Source organism: Pseudooceanicola sp. DL12, from assembly GCF_056270665.1.
In genome coordinates, this window is the sequence record NZ_CM149884.1 from 4,042,303 (window position 1) to 4,066,946 (window position 24,644).

At 65.4% G+C, this 24,644-nt stretch carries 23 protein-coding genes and 1 pseudogene; 13 read left to right on the forward strand and 11 right to left on the reverse strand.

Annotated features, from left to right (window positions below):
* Positions 1 to 101: 101 nt before the first annotated feature.
* Positions 102 to 1,043 carry an FUSC family protein gene (locus AC0WR5_RS18935; protein WP_475865362.1) on the forward strand — a complete coding sequence of 314 codons (942 nt, stop codon included), beginning with the start codon at positions 102 to 104 and terminating at the stop codon, positions 1,041 to 1,043.
* Here AC0WR5_RS18935 and AC0WR5_RS18940 read toward each other — a convergent pair.
* Both AC0WR5_RS18940 and rbfA read right to left on the reverse strand, forming a co-directional pair.
* Positions 1,040 to 1,843, reverse strand: coding sequence for a phosphodiester glycosidase family protein (locus AC0WR5_RS18940; protein WP_475865363.1), 804 nt, complete (start codon positions 1,841 to 1,843; stop codon positions 1,040 to 1,042). The two genes, AC0WR5_RS18935 and AC0WR5_RS18940, sit on opposite strands and share 4 nt — an antisense overlap.
* Before the next feature lie 155 nt (positions 1,844 to 1,998).
* Positions 1,999 to 2,424, reverse strand: coding sequence for a 30S ribosome-binding factor RbfA (gene rbfA / locus AC0WR5_RS18945; protein WP_475865364.1), 426 nt, complete (start codon positions 2,422 to 2,424; stop codon positions 1,999 to 2,001).
* Between the two features lie 194 nt (positions 2,425 to 2,618).
* Here rbfA and dapB point away from each other — a divergent pair, with 194 nt between their 5' ends.
* The 3 genes and pseudogenes from dapB to AC0WR5_RS18960 all read left to right on the forward strand — a co-directional run bounded on the left by dapB (position 2,619) and on the right by AC0WR5_RS18960 (position 5,559).
* Positions 2,619 to 3,434, forward strand: coding sequence for a 4-hydroxy-tetrahydrodipicolinate reductase (gene dapB, locus AC0WR5_RS18950; RefSeq protein ID WP_475865365.1), 816 nt, complete (start codon positions 2,619 to 2,621; stop codon positions 3,432 to 3,434).
* Positions 3,435 to 3,603: 169 nt separating this feature from the next.
* On the forward strand, positions 3,604 to 4,356 hold the full coding sequence (locus AC0WR5_RS18955) for a glycosyltransferase family 25 protein (RefSeq protein WP_475865366.1): 753 nt from the start codon (positions 3,604 to 3,606) through the stop codon (positions 4,354 to 4,356).
* 49 nt (positions 4,357 to 4,405) lie between these two features.
* Positions 4,406 to 5,559, forward strand: a pseudogene (locus tag AC0WR5_RS18960) (IS3 family transposase).
* 60 nt (positions 5,560 to 5,619) lie between these two features.
* Here AC0WR5_RS18960 and AC0WR5_RS18965 read toward each other — a convergent pair.
* Positions 5,620 to 6,081 (reverse strand): hypothetical protein, encoded by a 462-nt coding sequence (locus AC0WR5_RS18965; protein ID WP_475865367.1) that lies wholly within the window; start codon positions 6,079 to 6,081, stop codon positions 5,620 to 5,622.
* A 2,427-nt stretch (positions 6,082 to 8,508) separates the two neighbouring features.
* On the opposite strand from AC0WR5_RS18965, the gene AC0WR5_RS18970 reads away from it, so the two are divergent.
* The gene (locus tag AC0WR5_RS18970; protein WP_475865368.1) at positions 8,509 to 9,666 is read left to right on the forward strand and encodes a hypothetical protein; all 1,158 of its coding nucleotides are present in this window, start codon (positions 8,509 to 8,511) and stop codon (positions 9,664 to 9,666) included.
* Positions 9,667 to 10,003: 337 nt separating this feature from the next.
* Here AC0WR5_RS18970 and AC0WR5_RS18975 read toward each other — a convergent pair whose 3' ends face one another.
* Positions 10,004 to 10,657, reverse strand: a complete 654-nt coding sequence (locus AC0WR5_RS18975; protein WP_475865369.1) for a peroxiredoxin — start codon at positions 10,655 to 10,657, stop codon at positions 10,004 to 10,006.
* A 326-nt stretch (positions 10,658 to 10,983) separates the two neighbouring features.
* On the opposite strand from AC0WR5_RS18975, the gene AC0WR5_RS18980 reads away from it, so the two are divergent.
* Positions 10,984 to 12,429, forward strand: coding sequence for an aldehyde dehydrogenase family protein (locus AC0WR5_RS18980; protein ID WP_475865370.1), 1,446 nt, complete (start codon positions 10,984 to 10,986; stop codon positions 12,427 to 12,429).
* Between the two features lie 187 nt (positions 12,430 to 12,616).
* On the opposite strand, the gene AC0WR5_RS18985 is transcribed toward AC0WR5_RS18980, so the two are convergent.
* The 3 genes from AC0WR5_RS18985 to AC0WR5_RS18995 all read right to left on the reverse strand — a co-directional run bounded on the left by AC0WR5_RS18985 (position 12,617) and on the right by AC0WR5_RS18995 (position 14,817).
* Positions 12,617 to 12,907 (reverse strand): DUF6525 family protein, encoded by a 291-nt coding sequence (locus AC0WR5_RS18985; protein WP_475865371.1) that lies wholly within the window; start codon positions 12,905 to 12,907, stop codon positions 12,617 to 12,619.
* A gap of 3 nt (positions 12,908 to 12,910) precedes the next feature.
* Positions 12,911 to 14,158, reverse strand: a complete 1,248-nt coding sequence (zigA, locus tag AC0WR5_RS18990; protein WP_475865372.1) for a zinc metallochaperone GTPase ZigA — start codon at positions 14,156 to 14,158, stop codon at positions 12,911 to 12,913.
* Positions 14,159 to 14,421: 263 nt separating this feature from the next.
* Positions 14,422 to 14,817 (reverse strand): VOC family protein, encoded by a 396-nt coding sequence (locus tag AC0WR5_RS18995; RefSeq protein ID WP_475865373.1) that lies wholly within the window; start codon positions 14,815 to 14,817, stop codon positions 14,422 to 14,424.
* A 300-nt stretch (positions 14,818 to 15,117) separates the two neighbouring features.
* On the opposite strand from AC0WR5_RS18995, the gene AC0WR5_RS19000 reads away from it, so the two are divergent.
* Positions 15,118 to 15,777, forward strand: a complete 660-nt coding sequence (locus AC0WR5_RS19000; protein WP_475865374.1) for a hypothetical protein — start codon at positions 15,118 to 15,120, stop codon at positions 15,775 to 15,777.
* Positions 15,778 to 15,888: 111 nt separating this feature from the next.
* Positions 15,889 to 16,929, forward strand: a complete 1,041-nt coding sequence (locus tag AC0WR5_RS19005; protein WP_475865375.1) for a serine/threonine protein kinase — start codon at positions 15,889 to 15,891, stop codon at positions 16,927 to 16,929.
* A gap of 62 nt (positions 16,930 to 16,991) precedes the next feature.
* Here AC0WR5_RS19005 and AC0WR5_RS19010 read toward each other — a convergent pair whose 3' ends face one another.
* From AC0WR5_RS19010 to AC0WR5_RS19020, 3 genes are all read right to left on the reverse strand, one after another.
* Entirely contained in the window at positions 16,992 to 18,011 is a 1,020-nt protein-coding gene (locus AC0WR5_RS19010) for an LLM class flavin-dependent oxidoreductase (protein ID WP_475865376.1), read from the reverse strand.
* 477 nt (positions 18,012 to 18,488) lie between these two features.
* Positions 18,489 to 19,139 (reverse strand): RluA family pseudouridine synthase, encoded by a 651-nt coding sequence (locus tag AC0WR5_RS19015; protein ID WP_475865377.1) that lies wholly within the window; start codon positions 19,137 to 19,139, stop codon positions 18,489 to 18,491.
* 52 nt (positions 19,140 to 19,191) lie between these two features.
* On the reverse strand, positions 19,192 to 19,644 hold the full coding sequence (locus AC0WR5_RS19020; protein ID WP_475865378.1) for a GAF domain-containing protein: 453 nt from the start codon (positions 19,642 to 19,644) through the stop codon (positions 19,192 to 19,194).
* Between the two features lie 143 nt (positions 19,645 to 19,787).
* Between AC0WR5_RS19020 and AC0WR5_RS19025 the strand changes: the two genes are divergently transcribed.
* The 3 genes from AC0WR5_RS19025 (at position 19,788) to AC0WR5_RS19035 (ending at position 22,598) form a co-directional block, all read left to right on the forward strand.
* Complete coding sequence (locus AC0WR5_RS19025) at positions 19,788 to 20,126, forward strand: STAS domain-containing protein (protein WP_475865379.1); 339 nt, start codon at positions 19,788 to 19,790, stop codon at positions 20,124 to 20,126.
* Complete coding sequence (locus tag AC0WR5_RS19030) at positions 20,116 to 20,607, forward strand: ATP-binding protein (RefSeq protein ID WP_475865380.1); 492 nt, start codon at positions 20,116 to 20,118, stop codon at positions 20,605 to 20,607. The genes AC0WR5_RS19025 and AC0WR5_RS19030 overlap by 11 nt, the downstream gene beginning before the upstream one ends.
* Positions 20,608 to 21,023: 416 nt before the next feature.
* Positions 21,024 to 22,598 (forward strand): gamma-glutamyltransferase family protein, encoded by a 1,575-nt coding sequence (locus AC0WR5_RS19035; RefSeq protein ID WP_475865381.1) that lies wholly within the window; start codon positions 21,024 to 21,026, stop codon positions 22,596 to 22,598.
* Positions 22,599 to 22,645: 47 nt separating this feature from the next.
* Here AC0WR5_RS19035 and hspQ read toward each other — a convergent pair whose 3' ends face one another.
* The gene (gene hspQ / locus AC0WR5_RS19040; RefSeq protein ID WP_475865382.1) at positions 22,646 to 22,972 is read right to left on the reverse strand and encodes a heat shock protein HspQ; all 327 of its coding nucleotides are present in this window, start codon (positions 22,970 to 22,972) and stop codon (positions 22,646 to 22,648) included.
* An 84-nt stretch (positions 22,973 to 23,056) separates the two neighbouring features.
* Between hspQ and AC0WR5_RS19045 the strand changes: the two genes are divergently transcribed.
* Positions 23,057 to 23,938: an AEC family transporter gene (locus tag AC0WR5_RS19045; protein ID WP_475865383.1), complete on the forward strand. Its 882-nt coding sequence runs from the start codon at positions 23,057 to 23,059 to the stop codon at positions 23,936 to 23,938.
* Positions 23,939 to 24,023: 85 nt separating this feature from the next.
* Positions 24,024 to 24,602, forward strand: coding sequence for a transglycosylase SLT domain-containing protein (locus AC0WR5_RS19050; protein WP_475865384.1), 579 nt, complete (start codon positions 24,024 to 24,026; stop codon positions 24,600 to 24,602).
* Positions 24,603 to 24,644: the final 42 nt, after the last annotated feature.

Consider the following 24,644-nt stretch of genomic DNA (forward strand, 5'->3'; position numbering starts at 1 on the left):
GGCAGCCCTGCAACGGGAATGACCGCCGCGCTGCCCCCTCCCCCTAGACATAGCTCCCCCTTCCACAGCACCCTGCCCTCGCAACCGCAGTGAGTACCGCCATGCCGACCTACCTGCCGTGGACCATCATCGGGCGCCTCGCCCTCGCGGCCCTGCCGCTGCCGGTACTGGCGCTGCTCCTCGGCATCAGCCCGGCGCCGCCGCTGATCGGCTTCATCATCGGCCTTCTGGCCTGCCTCTCCGCCGACCGCCGCTGGGCCTATGGCACGCCGCTGATCGCCCTGGCCGCCTATGCCATGATGCTGATGCTGCCCCTGCCGGGCGCGATGCCGCTCTACCTCGTGGCGCTGGCGCTGGTCGCGCTGATCGCCTGGGGGCTGCGCATCGGCGGCGCCATGGCCTTCGGCCAGGCCGCCTTCGGCTGGGTCTTCCTCGCCATGGTGCCGGGGATGACACTTGATCTCTGGACCGCCGGCAGCCTGATCGCAGGCGGCGTCATCGGCACCGCCACCGCGCTCTGGCTGAACATGGAGAGCTTTCGCCGCCCGCCACCCGTGACCGCCGGCATGATGCCCCTGGCGGCGCAGATCCTGTGCTTCGGCTCGGGCTTTCTCTTCTCGATCTGGGCGGCGCGGGCGCTGGCCCTGCCCGAGGGGTACTGGATCCCCTTCGTCTTCCTGCAGGTGGCCCTGGCGGCGGATCCCCGGCACCCGGTGGCGGCAATGCAGCGGATATCCGGCGCGGTGATCGGCATCTTCCTCGCCGGGCTGGTGGCCGACCGGCTCAACCTCGCGGGGCTGCAGCTCGTGGCGGTGGCGGCCTGTGTCGTCTTCGGGCTGCGGGTGCTGCCGGCCTGGCCGATCCTCTCCCGGGCGCTGATGACCGGGGCGATCGTGCTGTTGCTGACGCGGCCCGGCAATCACAGTGCCGCCGAACACCGGCTCCTGGCCGAGGCGCTCGGAGTGGCATCGGTGCTGGTGGCCTCGGGGCTCTATGTCGGGCTGGCCTGGCTCGGCGCCCGGATCAAGGCGCCCCCGGCCTAGTCCGCCCCGGCGGAGGCCTCGTCCTGTTCGGCCCCCGGCTCTGGCGCCACCACGGCCACGATCGGGCCCATCTGCCGGCCCCAGTCGTCGCGGCCCAGCTCCGGCGCATAGAGGCGCGAGACATTGCCGTCGAGATAGAGCGCCTGCGGCAGGTGCAGCCCGTCGCGGAAGAAGCTGGCGAATTCCCAGAAGGTCACCGCATTGCGCGAGATCACGAAGACCACCCGGCTGCCGTCGGCCGAGGTGCCCACGCCATTGCGGATATAGCGCGAGGTACTGTCGGGCAGGAACCGCGGGTGCAGCTTGCCGTCGATCACCAGCATCGGCCCCGACTGGGTGGCAAAGCGGCAGCTCTGCCCGCTCTTCTCGAAGCGCAGGGTCTCGATCACGTCGGCACGGCCCCCGGCGATGCAGAGCACGCCATTGGGCAGCAGGCCGAAGTTGCCCGGCCCCGCGTTGGGCACCAGGTGCATCAGCTCCTCGCCCTCCTCGACATACTGGCCGACGGGGGCGCGGTTTTCATGGTACATGCCGGCGTTCATGGCAAAGGCCAGGGTCTTGCCCTGCCCGGCCAGCCGCGCCTTCAGCGCCTCGAAATCGCCATAGGGCGCACCGCCCGGATCATAGAGGAACAGCCGCAGGTCCTCCTGCGCGGCATCCACCTCGCAGACGGAATAGCGGTTCGCCTCCCAGGTCTCGTTGCGGCATTCGACGGCCTCGGCGGGACGGGCGGTAGCCAGCAGCGGCAGCGCCGCAAATACCGGCAGGCAGAACGGCAGGCAGCGCATCAGACCCGCCATCGGACGGGCCTTCCCACAGGATTTCGGACTGCCCCCGCGGCCCCGCGAAAGGGCGCCAAACGAGGCGGGAAACGGGGCCGAAAACAGGGCCGAAATCAGGGAGAAAAACGGGCGGGAGAACCGGCCGGGGAGCAGGGCGCGCAGCGACACCGGGCCTACTCTTCTTCCTCGCCGTCCTCATCGTCGCGCGCGGCAATGTCGCGCTGCACCGTCTCGTCCGAGAACAGCCGACGGGTATTGTCGAGCTGGTCAAAGGTCTCGTCGGGACGAAAGCGCAGGTCGGGCGTGTACTTCAGGTTCAGCTTGCGGCCGATGATGCGGCGCAGCTCGCCGCGGTTGCGGGCCAGCAGCTCGATCGCATCGTCCACGTGCCCGCCGCCCAGCGGCATGACATAGGCCTTGGCGATCTTCAGGTCGGGGCTCACCTGCACCTCGCCCACGGTGATCGACAGGCGGTTCAGGTCGGGATCGTGGATATCGCCCCGCTGCAGCACTTCCGAGAGCGCACGGCGAATGGTTTCGCCGACGCGAAGCTGGCGCTGCGAGGGCCCGGGCCCGTCATGGAACTTGTTCTTGCTCATGTCCTGCATCTAGTCGGTTGCGCGCGCTTTGCCAAGCAGAGCGTGACGCCCGCCCGCGCATCTCTGCGTGATCGCGCCCGTGCGCCCGGGCGGCCCCTCCTCCCGGTCCGCCCACAGATCCGCCTTTGCCAAGGCGGCCCCGGCGCGCTAAGCAGGCGCGCAACGTCAGACCGCCGAAAGACAGGGAACAGAGCATGTCGGAGCTTCCAGGAATCGTGATCACCGGGGCCTCGGGCCGCATGGGCCAGATGCTGATCCGCACCGTCGCCGAGAGCGACGCCGCCCGCCTCGTCGGCGCGGTCGAGCGCACGGGCCACGCCTGGATCGGCCGCGACCTGGGCGACTGCATGGGCGGCGCCCCGCTCGGCGTCACCGTCACCGACGACCCGCTCGAGGCCTTCTCGAAGGCCCAGGCCGTGATCGACTTCACCGCCCCCGCCGCCACGGTGGAATTCGCCGCCCTCGCCGCCCAGGCCCGCTGCGTGCACGTGATCGGCACCACCGGCATGGACGAGACACACCTCGAGAAGATCGCCGCCGCCGCCCGCCATGCCGTGGTGGTCCGCGCCGGCAACATGAGCCTCGGCGTCAACCTGCTGATGCAGCTCACGAAAAAGGTCGCCGCCGCGCTGGACGAGGATTTCGACATCGAGGTGGTGGAATACCATCACCGCCGCAAGGTCGATGCCCCCTCCGGCACCGCGCTGATGCTGGGCGAGGCCGCCGCCGAGGGCCGCCAGGTGGATCTGAAAGAGGTCTCCGACCGCGGTCGTGACGGTATCACCGGGGCCCGCGAGCGCGGCCATATCGGTTTTGCCGCCGTGCGCGCCGGCGGCATCGTCGGCGAACACGACGTGATCTTCGCCTCGGAAAGCGAACGCATCGTGCTGCGCCATGTCGCCGAGGACCGCACCGTCTTTGCCAAGGGTGCGCTCAAGGCCGCGCTCTGGGGCCAGGACAAAGGCCCGGGCGAATACGACATGCTCGACGTGCTCGGCCTCAACGACTGATCGCCGCCCGGCCCGCCTGGCCCCGCCCGGCTCCCCTCATCTGGCCAGAAATATCCCGGGGGAGGCGGCCGCAGGCCGGCGGGGGCAGCGCCCCCATTCCGCCGCCCCTTTCCGCCCCCGCCGCAACAGCGCACTGGACCGGCGCGCGCTTCCCGCCTACACCCGCCTCATGACCAGCACCCATGTCATCCACCTGGCCGGCAGCACGGCCCGCGAACCGCTGATCGAGGCGCTTCGCGACCACCTGCCCGACGTCCAGCTGATCCGCGCCACCGACGGCCGCGCCATGACCCCCGGCGAACGCGCCGCGGTGACCGAACGCGACATGCTCAGCCCGCGCTATCCCTTCGGGCTGATGCCGTCGGAGATCGGCTGCTTCCTGTCGCACCGCAGCGCCTGGATGCGCATTGCCGGCGGCGCGGCCCCCTTCGGCCTGGTGGCCGAGGATGACCTGGCCGTCACCGAGGGCTTCTCCGCCGCCCTTGCCCTGGCGCTGAAACACGGCACCGAGGACAGCCTGATCCGCTTTCCCATGCGAGACCGCGAGGTCCCCGTGGGCCTGATCGACGAGGCAGAGGGCATCCGCCTCTTCCGCCCCAAGGTCATCGGGCTGACCGCCACGCTCTACCTGCTCGGCCGCCGGGCCGCGCATCAGCTGCTGCTGCGCTCGAACCGCTTCGACCGGCCGGTGGATACCTGGCTGCAGATGTCCTGGGAAACCGGCGTCGACAGCCTCACCCTCTGGCCCGCCCATATCGAGAGCGCGGCGCCCGCCACCGGCGGCTCGACGATCCAGGCCAGCCGCGGCATCCGCGGCGAGATCACCCGCACCATCAGTCGCGCCCGCTATCGCAGCGCCATCGCCCTGCTCTCCGAGCGCCACCGCCGCCGCCAGCTCAAGGCCGTTGACGTGCTCCCCTGAAAAGTCCGCAGTTTGAAGTTAGCCTGTTCTCCAAACGAGGAGACAGACAATGCGGAAGAGCCGTTTCAGTGAAGAGCAGATCATTGGCATCCTGAAGGAGCACCAGGCTGGGATAGGCGCCAAGGAGCTGTGCCGGAAGCACGGTGTCAGCGATGGCACGTTTTACAAGTGGCGCTCGAAGTATAGCGGCATGGAGGTGTCAGAGGCCAAACGGCTGAAGGCGCTCGAAGTCGAGAACGCGAAGCTGAAGAAGATGCTGGCGGAACACATGCTCGACGTGGCCACGCTCAAGGAGATGCTGGGAAAAAACTTCTGAAGCCCGGTGCAAAGCGACGAGCTGTGGACTGGGCCATGAAAGAGAAGAGCTACAACCAGCGTCGGGCCTGTGCCTTGGCCGGGATTGATCCGCGCGTCTACAGGCGGCGATCAACCAGACCTGCGGATACCAAGCTACGAGAGAGGCTGAAGGAACTGTCCAGCGAACGACGGCGCTTCGGCTATCGAAGGCTGCACCTCCTGCTGGGCCGAGAGGGCTGGCAGGTGAACTGGATCGAAGCCCGTGAAGCAAACGATCCGGGGGATCGTTTGTAGGGCGTAGCGCTCTACCGGATCTACCGAGAAGAAGGCCTGACAGTGCGTAAGCGTGGCGGTCGCAAGCGAGCGATTGGAACGCGCGCGCCCATGGCGATCCCGCAAGGGCCGCACCAACGATGGTCATTGGACTTTGTCTCAGACAGCCTGTCGGATGGGCGCCGGTTCCGCGTCCTGTGCGTCATCGATGACTTCAGCAGGGAATGCCTGGCCTGTGTGGTCGACACCTCGCTGTCTGGGCAGCGCGTAGGGCGGGAACTCGATAACATCGCCCGAACGCGTGGCTATCCCTGCATGGTGGTCAGCGATAATGGGACGGAGCTGACCTCGAACGCCATTCTGAAATGGCAGGAGGATCGCAAGGTCGAGTGGCACTATATTGCTCTAGGAAAGCCGATGCAGAACGGCTTTGTAGAAAGCTTCAATGGCCGCCTGCGCGACGAGTGTCTAAACGAGCACCTATTCGCCAACCTGCGCCATGCCAGAGAACTGATCTCGGCTTGGCGCACCGATTACAATCACCACCGCCCCCACACGAGCCTCGACGGGCTCACCCCGTGGGAGTATCACCAACGGTCAGTAGAGGACCAAACCCTGAACAGAGCGAACTGAAAAACGCGGACACTACGGGGAGCACGTCACAGGATCCGGGAGCTGAGGCGCCCGTCGCCGTCAGATCGGCAGCAGCTCGCGGTAGACCTGCCAGAAATAGTCGTTTTCCTGCATCACCGTCACGCCGCGGCCGCCAAAGCCGCGCTCCAGGGCGCGGCGCACCTTCTCGCCCTCGCGCAGGCTGGTGACATAGCTCAGCAGCGCCACGCTGTCGGGCCGCGTCAGCACCACCGCCAGGATCCCGCGCCCCGCCAGCTGCCGCGTCACCGCCTCTTCCAGCGCCCGTGCCAGCGCCGGCCGCGGATCCTCGCCCTCCGGCCCTTCGTCCCCGCCGCCCAGCGGCATGGAGACCCGCAGCAGCACGCCACAGTCGAAGCGGTTGGCGCTCTCCTGCAGGGCCAGGTTGATGCGCATCTCCCCCGCCCCCGAGGCCCCGGGCCGCCGGGCATCGCTGATCGGCAGCACCCGCCAGTCCTGCGGCACCTTTCGGCGTGGATTGTTGCGAAACAGGTGGTTCAGCATCCGGCTCCCCATCGCCAACGGGCAGGCCCGTCACACCGCCCCCCCGGCAATCTGGCCGGTTTTTCCCGTCCCTGGAACCGAAAAATCACCCTGCACGCCCTGCCGCCAACGCCCGCCCCGCCCAGCAAGGGCCCCCAAACCGACACGCCCCTGGACCTCCTCGATAGGCAAGAGGCGGACATGGCACCTGGAAGCCTGCTCCCCATGTCGTCGGGCGCTTTCGGCCCTCTGCGGACATTCGAGCCAGGCGCAGCAGATGGTCGGTTCATCCCATTAGCGGACATTCGCGTCTGATACGCGACACGACCATTCTAGCCCCAGCCTAGCTGACCACGGAACAGCACAGAGGATGATCTATTTTGAACCTTCGGGAAACTTGGGCTTCTTGCCCCAGCAATCAGCTTTAGATGCTGAAATTGCAGCGCTACACAGGTATTCGTCGGATTTCAGCGATCCCATTCACTTCAAAAGCTAACCCCTCTTCTGGGACTTTGGGAAGTCAATAAATTTAGAGAGCGCGATCATAATGGTGCCAATGATAAAAAACACCTTCCTGACCCCGCGCCAAAAGTCCTCACCAAGTCTGGGCGCGGGGGGGATAAAACGATGCGCCTCGATCATGTTAGGGTACGTATCGACAACATCACAGGCATCTTCGGACATGCATCTCTCTAGGTTAAAAAGTTTCTCTCTAGTAAATTGCACTTCGTACCTAGTATCATAAATGGACCAACGCATATTCTCCCTGAACATACTATCCACGCGAAACTGAAAGAAGGCGGCGAGAAGCACAATCAAAATACCGACTGCCTCAACCTGCTTGCAGTACTTAGATGCAGCTCTTGCTGCATTAAAGAGCCTCTCAGATGAAGTGCGAGACATTTCAATACTACTTTCTCTCAACTTGCGCTCTTAGTTTATAAATAGCTATGTACATCCCCTCAAGAAGTCGGTGGCAATTCTTCACTTTCGTTCTTTTCTTTTTTTTGGGGAGGGAGGAGCGTCGCCATGCTGTGAAGGCCTACCTAGGATGTATATCAGGAGATGCCGTCATTCCAGCGCGAGGGACAAGTTGTGCTCAATTCACTGGAAAGGCAATGCAAAAAATAGGTGTCGGCTGCCATGAGGCGCATCTGAGATGGCGCATCTGAAAAGTGGCCCGACGCAAAGGGCAGGAGCTAAGAGAGCTCAGCCCGACTAGCGGCTCCCCGGCCCTGACTGGACCTTCACGCCAGGCGTCGTGGATGCCTGGTCGCGGCCCTTTGCTGACATTCGAGCTATGTGCGGGGCATGTCCGCTTCCAGCCCCAAAGAGGCCCTTCGCAATGAACTACGGAACCAGCCGCCGTCTTTAGGCGAAACGGACAGCAATACCTTGCACCATAACAGCAGTAGACAGTCTGTTCGACCTGCGACCTGCGACCTGCGACCTGGGACCATCGCTGGCGCTGTTGTGGAGAATGAGCATATGCGCTCAATCCCGCCGGCCGTAAGAAATCCGCGTCTCTTTCGAGGGTTGCAGGTCACCAGGGCGGCTGTATTGTTTCGCCCAACGGGGATGGAGGCAGTATTGCGGATTACAAAACAGTTTTTAGCGCTAGCAGCGATCGTGGCATTGGCTAGCTGTGGGGGAACCATGCAAGGGTCAGTTCGGGGCACTGGGCAGCCCGTCCAGATCGCCTACGAGCAAGGCATGAGTAGTGACCAACTTAGTACTGTCATTGATGGTGAAACCTTCAAAGGCAAAGCTGTCATGCGGGGCGCGAGCACAACGATGGGAACTGGCATCGGGAGCGCCTACGTAGGCGGAGATTCGGCCTACATGTCGACAACTATTGTTGGCTCCACGACCACCGGTAGCTTTGTCGCCGTCCTGCTTGGCTCGCGTGGCTCCAGCCTAAACTGTGACCTCCAGTATGCGGACAGCAGTGGTTTCACGACTGCGGGTGGCGTCGGCGTGTGTCGTCATAGTGACGGGCGGATTGTCGACATTACATGGTGATGCACCAAAGACATGCAGGACTGATGGCCAATGCCTGACGGTCGCGGCTTGAGAGACTGTACAAAAACGAGATTTTGAGAATCTGTCATATCTAGCCGCCATTCGTGGCTAGTCTTTGAGACTGCAGAACATAATCACGATCCGGTTGCGGCGTTCTTGCCGGGCCAGCGGATGAGCGAGTCCGGCCCACACCGGACATTCAAGGGCAGCGGGTTAGATGACCGGTCTAAACCCACAGTGGTCCCTCGCCGTGTCGGCCAATGGCCATGCAAGTATAGGCCACCAGCCAGGCGAGGCATGCCCACAGTGCGCTGTCCGCCGACCCTCAGTTGCTGGCGCTTCTCGGAATGGCGTTGTCGAGGAAAAGGTTTCACGGTAGCCAGTCAGAACAGCATTGATAGCTTGGCCCATAAAGGTTGAAGAATTTTGGATCTGTTTGTTCCGCAGCTACCTGAAAAAAAGCTCCATCCAAACTTTCGCATTATCTCTTCAGATCCGGCCTACACAAAGGTCAAGCCTATCATACAAAGCTGGGGAGTTGGCCTTCTGGAGCGCCGGGGCGAGGGTAAAAAGTTCCTTAAAGAGTTTCAGTCCACATTCAACTCGTCGATGTGGGAGCTTTATCTAAATAGGGCGTTCCTCGAAATGGGCTGTGAAGTTGATTTCACCAAGTCTTCACCGGATTTCTTCGTTCAAGGGCCCGGAAACTATGAATTCAATGTAGAAGCTGTAGTTTCTGACGATCCTAAGCAAGAAAAGCAGCAGGAACCATTCGATCATGCGATTTTCAGGAGCCGTGGTGCGCTCAAACTTGCCGGAAAAATCAGGGACAAGTTGCAGCTTTATCGAGGAGCGAATGGAAAGAAGTACCCATACTCCTCAATGAGCCATGTGCGCGATCGCCCGTTCGTAATTGCAATCGCGCCCTTCGACAACGAGCTCTCACTGACACAGAACAATGAGCTCATCAATATGGTCCTGTTTGGCTTGGCGCCACCGGTGCTGGAAGGGCCTGATCGAGGAAAGCAAGACAAGATAAAGTCGATCCTGAAGCCTTCTGGGGCGAAAGTTGAAATGGGTATCTTTACGAACGATTCACACAAAGAGATAAGTGCCGTATTCTTTTCCACGACCGGAACTTTCGGAAAGGCTGTCGCTGAGAGTCGAATTGACCGACTTATCCGCTCGACCCGCTATCGAGTAATCGACAAGAATAATGTTGGGCCCGCCTCGCATGACTGGAAAATCGGGACGCAGCGGATTAAATTCTCCGGGCTGAACTATTTACTCAGGCATCGCGAAGAGGGGTCGGATCAGATCTGGGGCGCGGATGTTCATATCCAGCACTCGTCACTTCATCGCGAAACTCATCTGGACGGGCTTCAGGTCTATTTCAATCCATACGCGGAAGTGCCCTTTGATCAAAATTTTCCATGGCCCGAAGAGGTCGCGCTCAATTACTTCGACACCGAGACAGCGGCCCATATTCCAGCGCATCCTGACGGCGCGCTCGTCTCAAGACAGTGTTTTGCCCCAGATCCCGCGCTCTGCTTCACTCTACTCAGAAGCTACGGGTTTGTCTGATCGTTCTCCGATTTTTCAGGTTCCGAGATGGATGTCGGTGTCTTGGTATTGGACTTTTCTCGCAAGGTTAGAACGGTTGGACACTTGTGCAGAGCAGTCGTTGGAGCGGTGAGCAGCGAAAGCCCACTTCCCCGCCCCGTCCCGTCGGCCAGGTGAGGCGCCATGACCGCCCACTCCTGCGCATATCCACCCTTCGCCCGCCCCCCTTCCTGCCATCACATGACCTCACGCCGCCCCGGACATCAAAGCCCGCCAAGGCAAAAGGGCGACCCTTCCGGGCCGCCCTTCGTTCTGTCCGCTCCTGGCCGGGCCCCCGCGGGCGCCCGGCGGGCCTGGCTCAGGCCGGGTCCTTGGCCATGCGCAGGTAGGGCAGCTTCTTGTCCAGCGTGCCGAACTTCTCTTCCGCCGCGGCGTCGTCGAGCGACAGCGCCACGATCACGTCCTGGCCCACTTCCCAGTTGGCGGGCGTTGCCAGCGGCGCGCCATAGGTCTTCTGCAGCCCGTCGAGGGCGCGCAGCACCTCGGCAAAGTTGCGGCCGACCGACATCGGATAGGTCATCGACAGCTGCAGCTTCTTGTCCGGGCTGATGATGAAGACCGAACGCACGGTGGCGGAATGCGCCGGGGTGCGGCCATCGGGCAGGTAGGCATCGGCGGGCAGCATGTCGAAGAGCTTGGCCACGCTCAGGTCGGTGCCGTCGATGATCGGAAAGCTCGCGGGCGTGCCGGCAAAGCTCTCGATGTCGCCCTTCCACTTCTTGTGCTCTTCCACGCCGTCGACAGAGATGCCGATCACCTTGGTGTTGCGCTTGGCCCATTCATCGGCCAGCTGCGCCACGGCGCCGAACTCGGTGGTGCAGACCGGCGTGAAATCCTTGGGGTGGCTGAACAGGATCGCCCAGCTGTCGCCGATCCAGTCGTGGAACGAGATCGTCCCCTGGTCGGTTTCGGCGGTGAAATCGGGCACGGTATCGTTGATGCGAAGAGACATGTCTTCCTCCGGTTCTGATATGTGTTGCGACATACTTAACGCCCCGCCGGGCGCATTTCATCCCCCCAGGCGCGCTTCGTCGCAACTTGGCGCATTCTTCCGCCTGATCGCCGGCTCGCGGGCATGTTTTCCCCTGCCCTGGGCGCCCCGGTGGATCGTTTTCCCACGCCCCTGCGCTGGCGCACGGCCGGCGTTCCGGCCCGCCCTGCCTGCCCCCTTGAACGTGGCGCGATCCGGTGACAGAGTATGATCAAATTTCTGCAAAATCACTGCCCGCAGTGCGGAATTTCAATGCCTGAAACCCGCCTGCCGCCTGGGAGAGCACCATGATCGAGAAACGCCAGTTCTACATCAACGGAGAGTGGGTCGACCCCTCCGAGCCGAATGACCTCCAGGTCATCGACCCCTCGACCGAGGAACCCTGCGCGGTGATCTCGCTGGCCGGCGACGCGGATGTCGACGCCGCCGTCGCCGCCGCCAAGGCCGCCTTCCCCGCCTGGATGAAGACGCCCCCCGCCGAGCGCATCGCCTATGCCGAGAAGCTGCTCGAGATCTACAAGGCCCGCCAGGAAGAGATGGCCCGGGCCATGTCGATGGAAATGGGCGCCCCGATGGACCTGTCGCGCTCGGCGCAATGGGGGGCCGGCTACTTCCACACCAAGAATTTCATCCGCGCCGCCAAGGAGTTCGAGTTCATCCGCCCGCTCGGCCCCCAGGCGCCGAACACCCGCATCGTCTACGAGGCGGCGGGCGTCTGCGCGCTGATCACCCCCTGGAACTGGCCGATGAACCAGGTCACGCTCAAGGTCGTGGCCGCCATGATCGCCGGCTGCACCATGGTGCTGAAGCCCTCCGAGGAAAGCCCCCTCAACGCCATCCTCTTCGCCGAGATGATGGACGAGGCCGGCGTGCCCGCGGGCGTCTTCAACCTGGTCAACGGCAATGGCACGGGCGCCGGCACCCGGCTCTCGGGGCACCAGGACGTCGACATGGTCTCCTTCACCGGCTCCACCCGCGCCGGCATCGCCATCTCGCAGAATGCCGCCAACACGCTGAAGCGCGTGCACCTCGAGCTCGGCGGCAAGGGCGCCAACGTGATCTTCGCCGATGCCGATGACAAGGCGGTGGAACGCGGCGTGACCGAGATGATGGAGAACTCCGGCCAGTCCTGCAACGCGCCCTCGCGGATGCTGGTGCAGCGCGAGATCTACGACGCCGCCGTGCAGACCGCCGGCGAAGTGGCCGCCGCGATCAAGGTCGGCCCCGCCTCCGAGGACGGCGACCACATCGGCCCGGTGGTCAACGAGGTGCAGTTCAACAAGATCCAGGCCCTGATCCAGAAGGGCATCGACGAGGGCGCCCGCCTGGTCGCCGGCGGCCCCGGCCGCCCCGAGGGCTTCAACCGCGGCTTCTTCGTGCGCCCCACGGTCTTTGCCGATGCCAACAACCAGATGACCATCGCCCGCGAGGAAATCTTCGGCCCGGTGCTCACGATCATGCCCTTCGACACCGAGGAAGAGGCGATCGAGATCGCCAACGACACCGTCTACGGCCTCACCAACTATGTCCAGACCCAGGACCCCGAGCGCGCCAACCGCATGGCCCTCTCGCTGCGCTCCGGCATGGTCGAGATGAACGGCCAGTCGCGCGGCGCCGGCGCCCCCTTCGGCGGCATGAAGCAATCGGGCAACGGCCGCGAGGCCGGCGTCTGGGGCCTGGAGGACTTCATGGAGGTGAAGGCCGTCTCCGGCTGGGACGCCAAGATGGCCTGATCTCCGCCCCGCGGAACGCCACCTGAGACAATCGAAAGCCCCGCCCGACGGCGGGGCTTTTTCATGCCCGGTCGATTTCCGCCCGGCCCTCCCGACCCGCGCTCGGCCCACACCCGGCCCGCCTCCCTCGCGCCCCTTTTCATCTTTCCCCAAATACGGCTTTCCACAGATACGGGCGCCGGAGGCGTCACAACCCCATCCGCCCGAGCTGCCGCGCCTCGATCTCGCTCAGCACTTCACTGGCGCGCACCGTATTCCCTCCGGCGCGCGCCAGCGCCTTCTCCCAGACCCGCCGGGCAGACCGGGGCGACCAGGGCAGCACGGCCTCCGCCAGCCAGGCGCGCAGCTCCCGTGGCAGCCGGTCATAGGCCGCCATCGGGTCCTCGTACCGCCGCCGCGTGGCACCGCGGGTGCCGTTGTGCCCTCGCCTCCCAGTCCCCGGTTGTCCGGCCTCCCGGACTGCAGGCCGCGGCGCCAAGGCTCAGCCCCGACGCCAGCCGGGGAAGGGATCGTCCATGTTGGCCCAGGCCTTCGGATCAAAATCCTCGCCCGGCACCAGCGCCGCATCCAGCGCCGCGGTGATCCCCGCCCGGTCCATCCCCGCGCCGATAAAGACCAGCTCCTGCCGGCGGTCGCCCCAGGGCGCCTGCCAGTGCTGTGCCAGGTAGGCCTTCGCCTGCGGGTGATCAGGGCGCCGGCTCTCGGGCACGGTGGCCCACCATTGCCCCAGCGGCTTGACGGTCGACATCGCCCCGGCGAGCGAGAATTCGGCCAGCCACTCGGGCCGCGTCGCCAGCCAGAAATGCCCCTTGGCCCGGATCACCCCGGGCAGGTCGCCGTTCAGCACCGCATGGATCTTCGCCGGGTCGAACGGCCGCCGCGCGCGATAGACGAAGCTCGACACGCCATATTCCTCGGTCTCCGGCACGTGGTCGGCAAAGCCGAACAGTTCCTTGGCCCAGAGCGGATGCTCATGGGCCTTCTCGAAATCGAAGAGCCCGGTGTCCAGGATCCGCGCGGCGGGCACCTCGGAATAATCCGCCTCGATGATCCGGGCATCGGCGTTCAGCGCCCGGATGATCGCCTTCGCGGCCTCGCGCTGCTCCGGGCTGGCGTCGCTCACCTTGTTCAGCACCACCACGTCGGCAAATTCCACCTGGTCCACCAGCAGGTCGACGATGGTGCGCGCGTCCTCCTCGCCCAGGCTCTCGCCCCGGTCTTTCAGGAAATCATGGCTGGAGTAATCCTTCAGCAGGTTCACCGCGTCCACCACGGTCACCATCGTGTCGAGCCGCGCCACGTCCGACAGGCTGCGCCCCATGTCGTCGCGAAAATCAAAGGTCGCCGCCACCGGCAGCGGCTCGGCGATGCCGGTCGATTCGATCAGCAGGTAGTCGAACCGCTTCTCTTCGGCCAGGCGCCGCACCTCGCTCAGCAGGTCGTCGCGCAGGGTGCAGCAGATGCAGCCGTTGGTCATCTCCACCAGCTTTTCCTCGGCCTGCGACAGCTCGGCCCCGCCTTCCCGCACCAGGTCGGCATCGATGTTGACCTCGGACATGTCGTTGACGATCACCGCCACCCGCCGGCCCTCGCGGTTGTTCAGCACGTTGTTCAGCATGGTCGTCTTGCCCGCCCCCAGGAACCCCGACAGCACCGTCACCGGCAGACGACCATCGTTCCGGGCATCATTTTGGCCATCGTTTCGGGTCCAACTTGCAGCTTCACCCATTTCGCTTGTCCTGATAATGTTACGTTATAACGTATCCATACCCTGACCCAAGAGGGCGTTTCAATCCCCTTTCCCACGGCCCCTCCATCACGGCCCCTCCATCACGGCCCCGCCCGGCCTGTCCCCAGGCCGCCGGCCCTTCATCTTTCCGAAAATACTCCCGCCCGAGGCGGAATGGCGTCCGGAGCACGTCACCGCCATTCCTTGAACCAGCCACGGGCAGCCAGTCACGGGCAGCCAGTTACGGGCAGCCCCTCAGGCGGTCACTTGAACCGCCCGCCGCGCTCGATCACCTCGATCTGATAGCCGTCGGGATCAGCCACAAAGAAGAACTTCGCAAGCAGCGACCCGCCCGGCGAAAACTCCACCATCTTGCGCGGCTGAAATCCTGCCGCCTCGAAACGTGCATGTTCCGCGGCCAGGTCCTCGACCGTCACCGCCAGGTGGCCATAGCCATTGCCCAGCGCATAGGGCTCTTCCGTGCCCTTGTTCACCGTCAGCTCAAGCTCGAAGCCGGTCTCGTCGTTGCTCATGTAGATCAGGATGAAGTCGTCGAACTCCAGCCGGTCGGCAATCTCGAGGCCAAAGGCGCGGGCGTAGAAATCCACCGATTTCGCCTCGTCAAGAACCCGGATCATGCTGTGAATCATCTTGGCCATGCGTCTCTCCTGCATCTGCTGTCCGACGCCGGTCTAGGATGCCCGGCGCCGGCGCGAAAGCCCCTCCGCGCCCGCGATCGCCGCCTTCGGCGCGCAGGCTCCCGCCCCTGCCCATCACGGGGGCAATCGCCTTATTTTCCGCTTTTCACGGCCCCGGTCCTGGGGCATTCTCCCCCCGAATTTCAAAGCCCCCCTCCGTGCCGTTTCCCCGCTCCGGCCGGACCCTGCATTTTTTGATCCGATGCGCGCGGCCATACGTACTTCATCCGCCTCATTGCAACCTACGGCACCGTATTCCCCATGACGCTCCGCAAACTGCCTCCTTCTGCCCCAAGCGCTCTTCTCGCCGGCCTCGGCCTGCTGGTGGCCCTGGCTGCCCTCTTCCCGGGCTGGCTCCTCGGCCTCGACGTCCTGCTCCGCGGCCCCGGTCGCGGCCCCGCCGACGGCGCCATGGTGCCCAGCACCGCGCTCTGCCTCGTGCTGCTGAACGGCGCCCTGCTGATGCAGCTCTCCGGGCGCTGCACCGCGGCCCGCTGGATGGCGCGGATCGCCCTGCTGATCGCGGCGCTGGCCACGATCACCCTCGGCCTCGCCCATGCGGGCCTCGACTATCTCGCCGGCCTCACCTCCAGCCCCTCGGACCGCATGTCCCCGGCCACCGCCATCGGCGTGGTTCTGGCCACGATCTGCGCCCGCGCCTTCCAGGACGACCGCCTCGCCGCACGCGAGCTGCGCCTCTTCCTGTCGATCTTCGGCCTCTCCAGCTTCCTCACCCTGATGGCGGCACAGGTCTCGGGCAGCTACCTGCTCTCACAGGTGCCGGGTCTGCCCGGGCTCTCTCTGCCCACCGCCCTGACCTTCTCGCTGTTCTTCGGCGCCATCCTCGCCGCCGCGGGCCCCGCGCCAGAGGTCCGGCCAGGAGCACGGGGTGACGACACCAGCGCCCTGCCCGGCTCCTGAACACCGCACCCCTGCCGGCGCCCTCCCGGCCCCCTTGCCTTGTCATCCGGGCTGCGGCCCTGCTAGATGCCTGAAACCGCGTCCGCAAAACGCCGCAACCCTGGGCCGCCCGTGACCACGCCAGCTGATCAGACAGATTTCATCCCCGTCACGGTGCTCAAGCGCGACGCCTTCTCCGAGACCGTCTCGGGGCATCTCGCCTCGGCGCCCGACCGGCGCCTGGCCCTGCGCAAGCTCGACGAACTGCCCCTCTGGTCCCGCCCCATCGCCCGGCTGCTGGCCCGGCGCGAGGTCCGCGGCCTGGCCGCCGTGCAGGGCATCACCGGCTGCCCCGAGCTGATCCGCTACGACCGGGTCGGCATCCTGCGGGAATGGTCCGAGGGCACGCCGCTGCAGCTGGCGCAGCCCGCCGATGCCGCCTTCTACCGCGATGCGAAACGCCTGCTGCGCGAGATGCGCCGCCGCGGCGTCACCCACAACGACATCGCCAAGCCGCAGAACTGGCTGCAGCGCCCCGATGGCGGCGCCGCGGTGATCGACTTCCAGCTCGCCTCGGTGCACCGTTTCCGCGGCCCGCTCTTCCGCACCATGGCGCGCGAGGACCTGCGCCACCTGCTGAAACAGAAGCGCGCCTATGCCCCCGATCTGCTCACCCCCGCCGAGCACGCCATGCTCAACCGCAAGGCCCTGCCGGCGCGGATCTGGATGGCCACGGCCAAGCCGGTCTACAATTTCGTCACCCGCACCCTCTTCAACTGGTCCGACGGCGAGGGCACCGAGGACCGGATCGAGCGTGACGGCGCCGAGGTGGCCCGCCGGCTCGCCGCCGATCCCCGCATCAGCGATCACGTGCTGACCACCTACGCCCTGCCGGGCAAGGGCGTGGGCCTCTATACCTTCGCCGAGACCGGGATGAGCCAGGACGAGCTGCGCGCCCTGCTGCCCGAGGATCTCTCCGAAAAGGTCCAGCCGCTGGCCCGCCTGCCCCGCGGCGCCGGTGGCGCGCCCCGCCTCGATGTGCTGCAACTGGTCGCCGCCAACCGCCTGGACGAGCTCGAGGAGCTGCGCAAGGCCGAGCCGGCGCTGGCCCCCGATCTCGATGCCATCCTGCCCGGCCGGCAGAACCTGACCGATCGCATCCTGCGGAAATGACATGAAAAAGGGCCTGCCCCCAGGGGGAGCAGGCCCGACCACGTCACTCGTCAACCACTTCGTCAGCGCCAGCCGAGCTCCGGCGCCACATGTTTCAGGATCGCCTCGATCACATGGGCGTTGTAATCGACGCCCAGCTGGTTCGGCACCGTCAGCAGCAGGGTATCCGCCTCGGCGATGGCCTCGTCTTCCTTCAGCTGCTTCACCAGTTGCTCCGGCTCGGCGGCATAGGAGCGGCCAAAGATCGCCCGCGTCTGCGCGTCGATATAGCCGATGCTGTCCTGGCTCTGGCCGCGCCCGAAATAGGCCCGGTCCATGTCGTTGGTCAGGGCAAAGATGCTGCGGCTGACCGAAACGCGCGGGGTGCGCTTGTGGCCCGCCTCTTTCCAGGCCTCGCGATAGACCCGGATCTGCTTGGCCTGCTGCACGTGGAAGGGCTCGCCCGTCTCGTCGTCCTTCAGGGTCGAGCTCTGCAGGTTCATGCCCAGCCTGGCGGCCCATTTCGCCGTGGCATCCGATCCGCTGCCCCACCAGATCCGGTCGCGCAGACCTTCGGAATGCGGCTCCAGCCGCAGCAGCCCCGGCGGGTTGGGGAACATCGGCTGCGGGTTCGGCTCGGCAAAGCCCTTGCCCTTCAGCACCTCGAGCAGCACCTCGGCGTGGCGACGGCCCAGGTCGGCATCGCTCTCGCCCTCGGCGGGCTCATAGCCGAAATAGCGCCAGCCCTCGATCACCTGTTCCGGGCTGCCCCGGCTGATGCCCAGCTGCAGCCGCCCGCCCGAGATCAGGTCGGCGGCGCCGGCATCCTCGGCCATGTAGAGCGGGTTTTCATAGCGCATGTCGATGACGCCGGTGCCGATCTCGATCTTCGAGGTCTTGGCGCCGACCGCCGCCAGCAGCGGGAAGGGCGAGGCAAGCTGCCGGGCGAAGTGGTGCACCCGGAAATAGGCGCCATCCGCGCCCAGCTCTTCCGCCGCCACGGCCAGGTCGATGCTCTGCAGCAAGGCGTCGCCGGCACTCTGGGTGCCCGAGCCGCGCTGCGGCGACCAATGTCCGAAGGACAGGAAGCCAATGTTCTTCATGTCAGACCTTCCTTTCAGCAGCCGCCCCGCGGGACGGCCGGAATTCCGCACCGGATCGGGCCGCACGCCGGCCCCGGTGCCTTTGCTCCACAATATGGCGATGCGCGGGGGCGCAACAATCATCCGAATACGCAGGGGTATAATTGCAAATCCGCACAATGCTCCCGCCCCTGCGCCGCCTCGCCCGTGGCCTGCGCCCTCGGTCTGCGCCCGGGGGCCCGTCCACGGGGGCACCCGTCCCGCGCCGCCCGCCCTCTCCCCCGGCTCTTCTCATCTGGCCGGAAATATCCCGGGGGGATTGCGCCCCGCCCGGGGCGCGATGGGGGGCAGAGCCCCCCCGCAGTCAGTGCCGTTAACCCGGCCCCCCGCCGTTAACGCACCGACGTGTTACCGACGCGATACCGACGTAATACCGACGTTGGAATCGTGGAAATTCAGCAGGTTAACCTTGGTTAAAATTCCCGCCGGATTCGCGCCTCAGAACGGCGCCTTCGCCCGGAATTTCAGGCCCTGCCCGCCGTCGGGATGCAGCAGGCGCAGCTCCTCGGAATGCAGCATCAGCCGGGGATGATCGTCGCGATCGGGGCCTTCCGCATAGAAGGGATCGCCCAGGATCGGATGCCCCAGCGCCAGCATGTGCACCCGCAGCTGATGCGACCGCCCGGTCTGCGGGAACAGCCGCACGCGGCTTTCCTTGTCGTTTGATTTCAGCACCTTGTACTCGGTCACCGCGGGCTTGCCGTTCTCGTGATCCACCATCTGCCGGGGCCGGTTGGGCCAGTCGACGATCAGCGGCAGGTCCACCGTGCCGGTCTTCGGCTCGAGCCTGCCGGCCACTCGCGCCACATAGGTCTTCTTCACCCGCCGGTGTTCGAACTGCAGCCCCAGGTGCCGCTGGGCATGGGGCGTCAGGGCAAAGACCATCACGCCGCTGGTGTCGCGGTCGAGCCGATGCACGAGCAGCGCCATGGGAAAGGCCGCCTGGACCCGGCTCAGCAGGCAGTCGGCCAGGTGCAAGCCCTTGCCGGGCACGGATAAAAGCCCGCTGGGCTTGTCCACGATCAGCAGTTCGTGGTCCTCGTGGATCACGTTCAGCGGCTCGTCCGGGGGGCTGTATTCTGCGCTCATGGCGCCCTGCTTACAATGTTCGTCCGGCAAGGGGAACCGAGGGAAACGTCCCTCAGAGCCTTCCGAAGACCCGCTGCAGGATCGCCTCCAGCCGCGTGGCATCCTCGGCGGTGAAGGCATCGGGCCGGTCGCTGTCGATGTCCAGCACCGCGATCACCTCTCCGGCGCCGTTCCGCACCGGGATCACCAGCTCCGAGCGGGTCGAGCTGGCACAGGCGATATGGCCCGGAAAGGCCTCGACATCGGGCACGAGCTGGGTCTCTCCCGTGCGCGCCGCGGCCCCGCAAACCCCTTTCTCGAAAGGGATTTTCAGGCAACCATGGCCACCCTGGTAGGGCCCGACCTTCAGCAGGCCGGGCGCGGTGACCCGGTAGAATCCGGTCCAGTCGAAGCGGTCGTCGCTGTGGTGGATCTCGCAGGCGAGCGTCGCCATCAGCGCCACCGCGTCCTCCTCGCCCTCGGTCAGCGAGGCGATCGTGGCATCGAGGAAATCGTAATCGGGCATTCTCGGTCTTTCGCGCAGGTCCTGTTGCGGGGTCGCGCCACCGTATTTGCGGAAAGATGAAAGGAAAAGGGGGCGCAAGCACACGGAATGGTAAGGATTGCGGCCTAGGTTTTCCCCGATCTGAGGACCAGGGGACAGACGTGATGGATCTTTCGACGGAACAGCGGGACGGTGTCACAATCGTTTCGGTAAACGCCGCGCGCATCGATGCCGCGGTGGCGATTCAGTTCAAGGACAGGATGCGCGCCGCCACCGAAGGCTGCGAGGGTCGGGTAATCCTCGACCTCGGCAAGGTGGATTTCATTGATTCCAGCGGTCTCGGGGCGATCGTCGCCTCGATGAAGCAGATGACCGAGGGGCAAAAGCTCGAACTGGCCGCACTGGGGCCCAACGTGGACAAGGTCTTTCGCCTGACGCGGATGGATACGATCTTTACCATTCACCAGAGCGCTGGCGAGGGCGTGGCCTCTCATGCGGGTTGATTCGAACAAGGAAAGCGGCGGACATCGTCATGGGACCCTGCCCAACGACATCCGGCTGACCTTTCCCGGGTCGGCGCTGTCCGTGCGGCGCGCGCTCGAGACGCTGATGGTCGCCCTGGAACCGTTGAACCTGGAACCCGAGGAGGCCGGCACGGTCGAGCTCGTCCTGGCCGAGGCGCTGAACAACGTCTCCGAACATGCCTATGCCGACGACGACGAGGGCTGGATCACGCTCGAATGCAGCCACAAGTCCGACGGACTGCATTTCCTGATCCGTGACGAGGGCCGGGAGATGCCGGAAGGACGCGCGCCGCTCGGCGCCCGCATCCCCCTCCCGGAAGAGCTCGATGCCCTGCCCGAAGGCGGCTTTGGCTGGTTCCTGATCCGCGACCTCTCCCATGACGTGGCCTATCACCGCGTCGATGGCATGAACGAGCTGACCTTCCGCGTGAAGGTCGCCTTTCAGGAAATCAAACACTAGGGTCGGTCCGTTAGGAAAACCGCCCTTTGTGGCGGGGCTTTGCGCTGCGTGATGGTGCCAAAGTCATCGAAGCCCGAAAAATTCGCGCCTCCCATACGGCCGTGCGTTCCCCCCAACCTGAAACGCGCCGCCGCCAATTCGGCTCGGGAAGGGGCAGAGGGTGCGCCCCGTCCTGCTGGCCGCCGGACGCGGCCCGCGCACTCTGCTCAGGCTCCCTTTTCCTAAAAACCGTCCCATTCGCCCTTATTTGGCCGCTGTTGTTCCGCATTCGCGCCGCCCGGTACACCGATACCCTCCTCACGGCCCCATGGCTGTCCCCCGGCGCCGCGCGTTTCAGCCCCACCTTCCGCGGCGCCGGGGTGCTTGACCTGCCGCGCCCCGCCGCGCACCCTCCGTCCAAGGACGGAGGAAAATACATGCGCGACTTTCACTTGCCGGGCCGTTCCGCCGTCTGGGCGGAAAACGGGCTCTGCGCCACATCCCACCCCTTGGCGGCCCAGGTCGCCCTGGACCTGTTGAAACAGGGCGGCAACGCCATGGACGCAGCCATCGCGGGGGCTGTCACCCTCGGGGTCTGCGAACCGGCGATGTGCGGGCTGGGCGGCGATTGCTTTGCCCTGGTGAAACCCGCGGACAGCACCGTCGTGGCAGGCTACAACGGCTCGGGCGCGGCGCCGGCGCGGGCCGATATCGAGGTCCTCCATGCCGCCGGGCACACCCAGGTCCCGGACCATGATCCCGCCTGCGTCACCCTGCCCGGCGCGGTTCGCGCCTTCGAGGAGATGTCGCGCCTCTGGGGCCGCAGCGGGCTGGCCGACAGCCTCGCGCCCGCCATCCGCTACTTCGAGGCCGGCGTACCCGTGCACGCCCGGGCCGCCTATGACTGGCATCGCAACTCCGGACGCCTCAACCCTCAGGCACGAAAGCATTTCCTGCCATGGGGCCACGCCCCGCTCACCGGCGCCCTCTTTGCCATGCCCGGCCAGGCCGCGGTGCTGCGCCGCATCGCCAGCAAGGGCGCCGATGCCTTTTACCAGGGCGAAGTGGCCGAGGACATGCTCTCGGCGCTGCAGGCGCTCGGCGGTGTCCATACCGCCGCGGACCTGGCCGCCACCCGCGGCCGACAGACCGATCCCGTCACCGGCAGCTACCGCGAGGCGCGGCTGTTCGAGCATCCGCCCAACGGCCAGGGCGCCACGGCGATCCTGTTGCTGAACATCCTGTCGCATTTCGACCTGTCCGCGATGGATCCCTTCGGCGCCGACCGCACCCACCTCGAGGCCGAGGCGACCAAGCTGGCCTATGGCGTCCGCAACCGGCTGATCGCCGACCCCGATCATGCCATGGCCGGCGACATGTTCGACCTGGAGTTCGCCGCCGCGCTCGCCGCCCGGATCGACATGGCCCATGCCCGCCCCGCCGGCCCGCCACCCGGCGGTCAGCCCCATCGCGACACGGTCTATATCACCGTGGTCGACCGTGACCGCATGGCGGTCTCGCTGATCTACTCGATCTTTTCGGCCTTCGGCTCTGGCATCGGCACCGAGAAGTTCGGCATCGTCTTCCACAACCGCGGCACCGGTTTCACCCTGGACCGGGGCCACCCCAACGCCTACGCACCGGGCAAGCGGCCGATGCACACGATCATCCCCGGCATGCTGGCCGAGGGAACCGGCCCCGACCTGCCCTTCGGCGTCATGGGCGGCCAGTACCAGGCCGCCGGCCATGCGCGGCTTGTCACGAACCTGCGCGATTACGGCATGGAGCTGCAGCACGCCATCGACGCGCCGCGCAGCTTCCCCGACCAGGGCAGGCTGCAGCTCGAACGCGGCTATCCCGATTCCGTCGCAGCCGAGCTGGCCGCGCGCGGCCATTCGATCACGATCCCCGAGCCCCCCATCGGCGGGGCACAGGCGATCCGGATCCATGCCTCGGGCATGCTCGAGGGGGCATCGGACCCGCGCAAGGATGGTTGCGCCCTGGGCTACTGAGCACAGGCAGGGGCCCTGGCAAAGGCCCCGCGCGGGGCCGCCCGGGTTCAGTTCAGTTGGAAGTGCAGGGGATAGGCGCCGTCCTCGAACGGGCCGAAAAGATCCGGAATATCAGGGTGATCCACCGGTTCGCCCGAGTAATCCTCTTCCAGGTTCTGCTCCGAGACATAGGCCACGTAGTAGCTCTGATCATTCTCGGCCAGCAGGTGATAGAAGGGCTGTTCCCGCATGGGACGGCTGTCCTCGGGGATCGAGGCATACCATTCCTCGGTATTGCTGAACTCGGCGTCCACGTCGAAAATCACCCCTCGAAAGGGGTGCTTGCGGTGACGGACAACCTGTCCAAGGTGATATTTCGCTTTTGTCGTCAGCATCGTCTTGCAGCTCGTTTCGCCCACTACTACCGTCAAACCCCGGCAATTGTCCAATAGGCAGAGTGAATTTCGGGGAACCATCGCGTGAGCATCATCCTGACAGTCCTGGAGATCGTCGCCCCCGTCTTCCTTCTCGCCGCCATCGGCTTTACCTGGGTCCGCCTGGGCATCGATTACAACATCGATTTCGTCACCCGGCTGACGATGACCCTCTCGGTACCCTGCCTGATCTTCGTCGCGCTGATGCAGACCGAGATCGACCCGGCCGCGCTCTCCGCGCTCTCGCTCGCCGCCGTCTCGGTCTATGCGGTGCTGACGGTGGTCACCTTCGTGGTGCTGCGGGTGATGCGCCTCGAGATGCGCAGCTACCTCGCCCCGATGATCTTCGGCAATACCGGCAACCTCGGCCTGCCGGTGGCGCTCTTCGCCTTCGGGGAAACCGGCCTGTCCTATGCGGTCGTGGTCTTTGCGATCATGGCGGTCTGGAGCTTCACCTTCGGAGTCTGGGTCACCTCCGGCGGCGGCTCGGTCGTCCGCGCGCTCAAGGAGCCGCTGCTCTGGGCCACGCTTCTCGGCGGCATCTTCCTCTGGCAGGGCTGGCACACCCCGATCTTTCTCACCAACACGCTCGACCTGATCGGGCAGATGGCGATCCCGCTGATGCTGGTCACCCTGGGCGTGGCCGTGGCGCGCCTGACCCCCGGGCGGATCCTGCTGGCGGTCTCGCTCTCGGCCCTGAAACTGGTTCTCTGCGTGGCCGTTGCCTGGGGAATCGGCCGCGCCTTCCACCTCGCACCAGAGGCCTTTGCCGTGCTGGTCCTGCAGCTTGCGACCCCGGTGGCCGTCACCTCCTACCTGCTGGCTGTGAAATATGGCGCAGATGCCCAGGCAGTGGCCGGCCTGGTTGTGGTCTCGACGCTACTTTCCGTCGCGGCAATGCCGCTGCTGCTGGTGGTTCTCCTCTGACAGCTCACGGCTTTGTCTGTTGGGCTTTCACACAAAGTCGTGTAGAATCGCAAAAAAATATTGAGCAGAAAAAAACGAGAGGCAGATGGGCAGAAAGCTTACCGCGATTCTGATCGTGCTCCTTGTCGCGTCCTGCGGGGCCCGCGACAAGACCGCGCCGGCAAACCTCGATGACGCCTGTGCAATCCTGGATGAACGCCCGCACCTGCTGCGCGCCTTCCGCAAGACCGAACGCCGCTATGGCGTGCCGATCAACGTGCAGATGGCCGTGATGCACCAGGAGAGCAAGTTCATCGGCAACGCAAAGACTCCACATCGCTTCGCGCTGGGGATCATCCCGCTCGGCCGCCAGAGCTCGGCCTACGGCTACAGCCAGGCGCTCGATGGCACCTGGGACGACTACCGCGAGTCAACCGGCAACCGCGGCGCCGACCGCGACGACATCAACGATGCCGCCGATTTCATGGGCTGGTACATGGCCGGCACCACGATGCAACTGGGCATTCCGCTCAACGATGCCCGCAACCAGTACCTCGCCTATCACGAGGGGCGCGGCGGCTATTCCCGCGGCAGCTACAACAAGAAATCCTGGCTGCTGTCCGTGGCCCAGAGGGTGGACGTGCGCGCCGATCTCTACGGCCGGCAGCTGCCCTACTGCCGCTGACCGGTCGGACCTGAAATGCGAAACGGGGGCCGCGCATCCGCG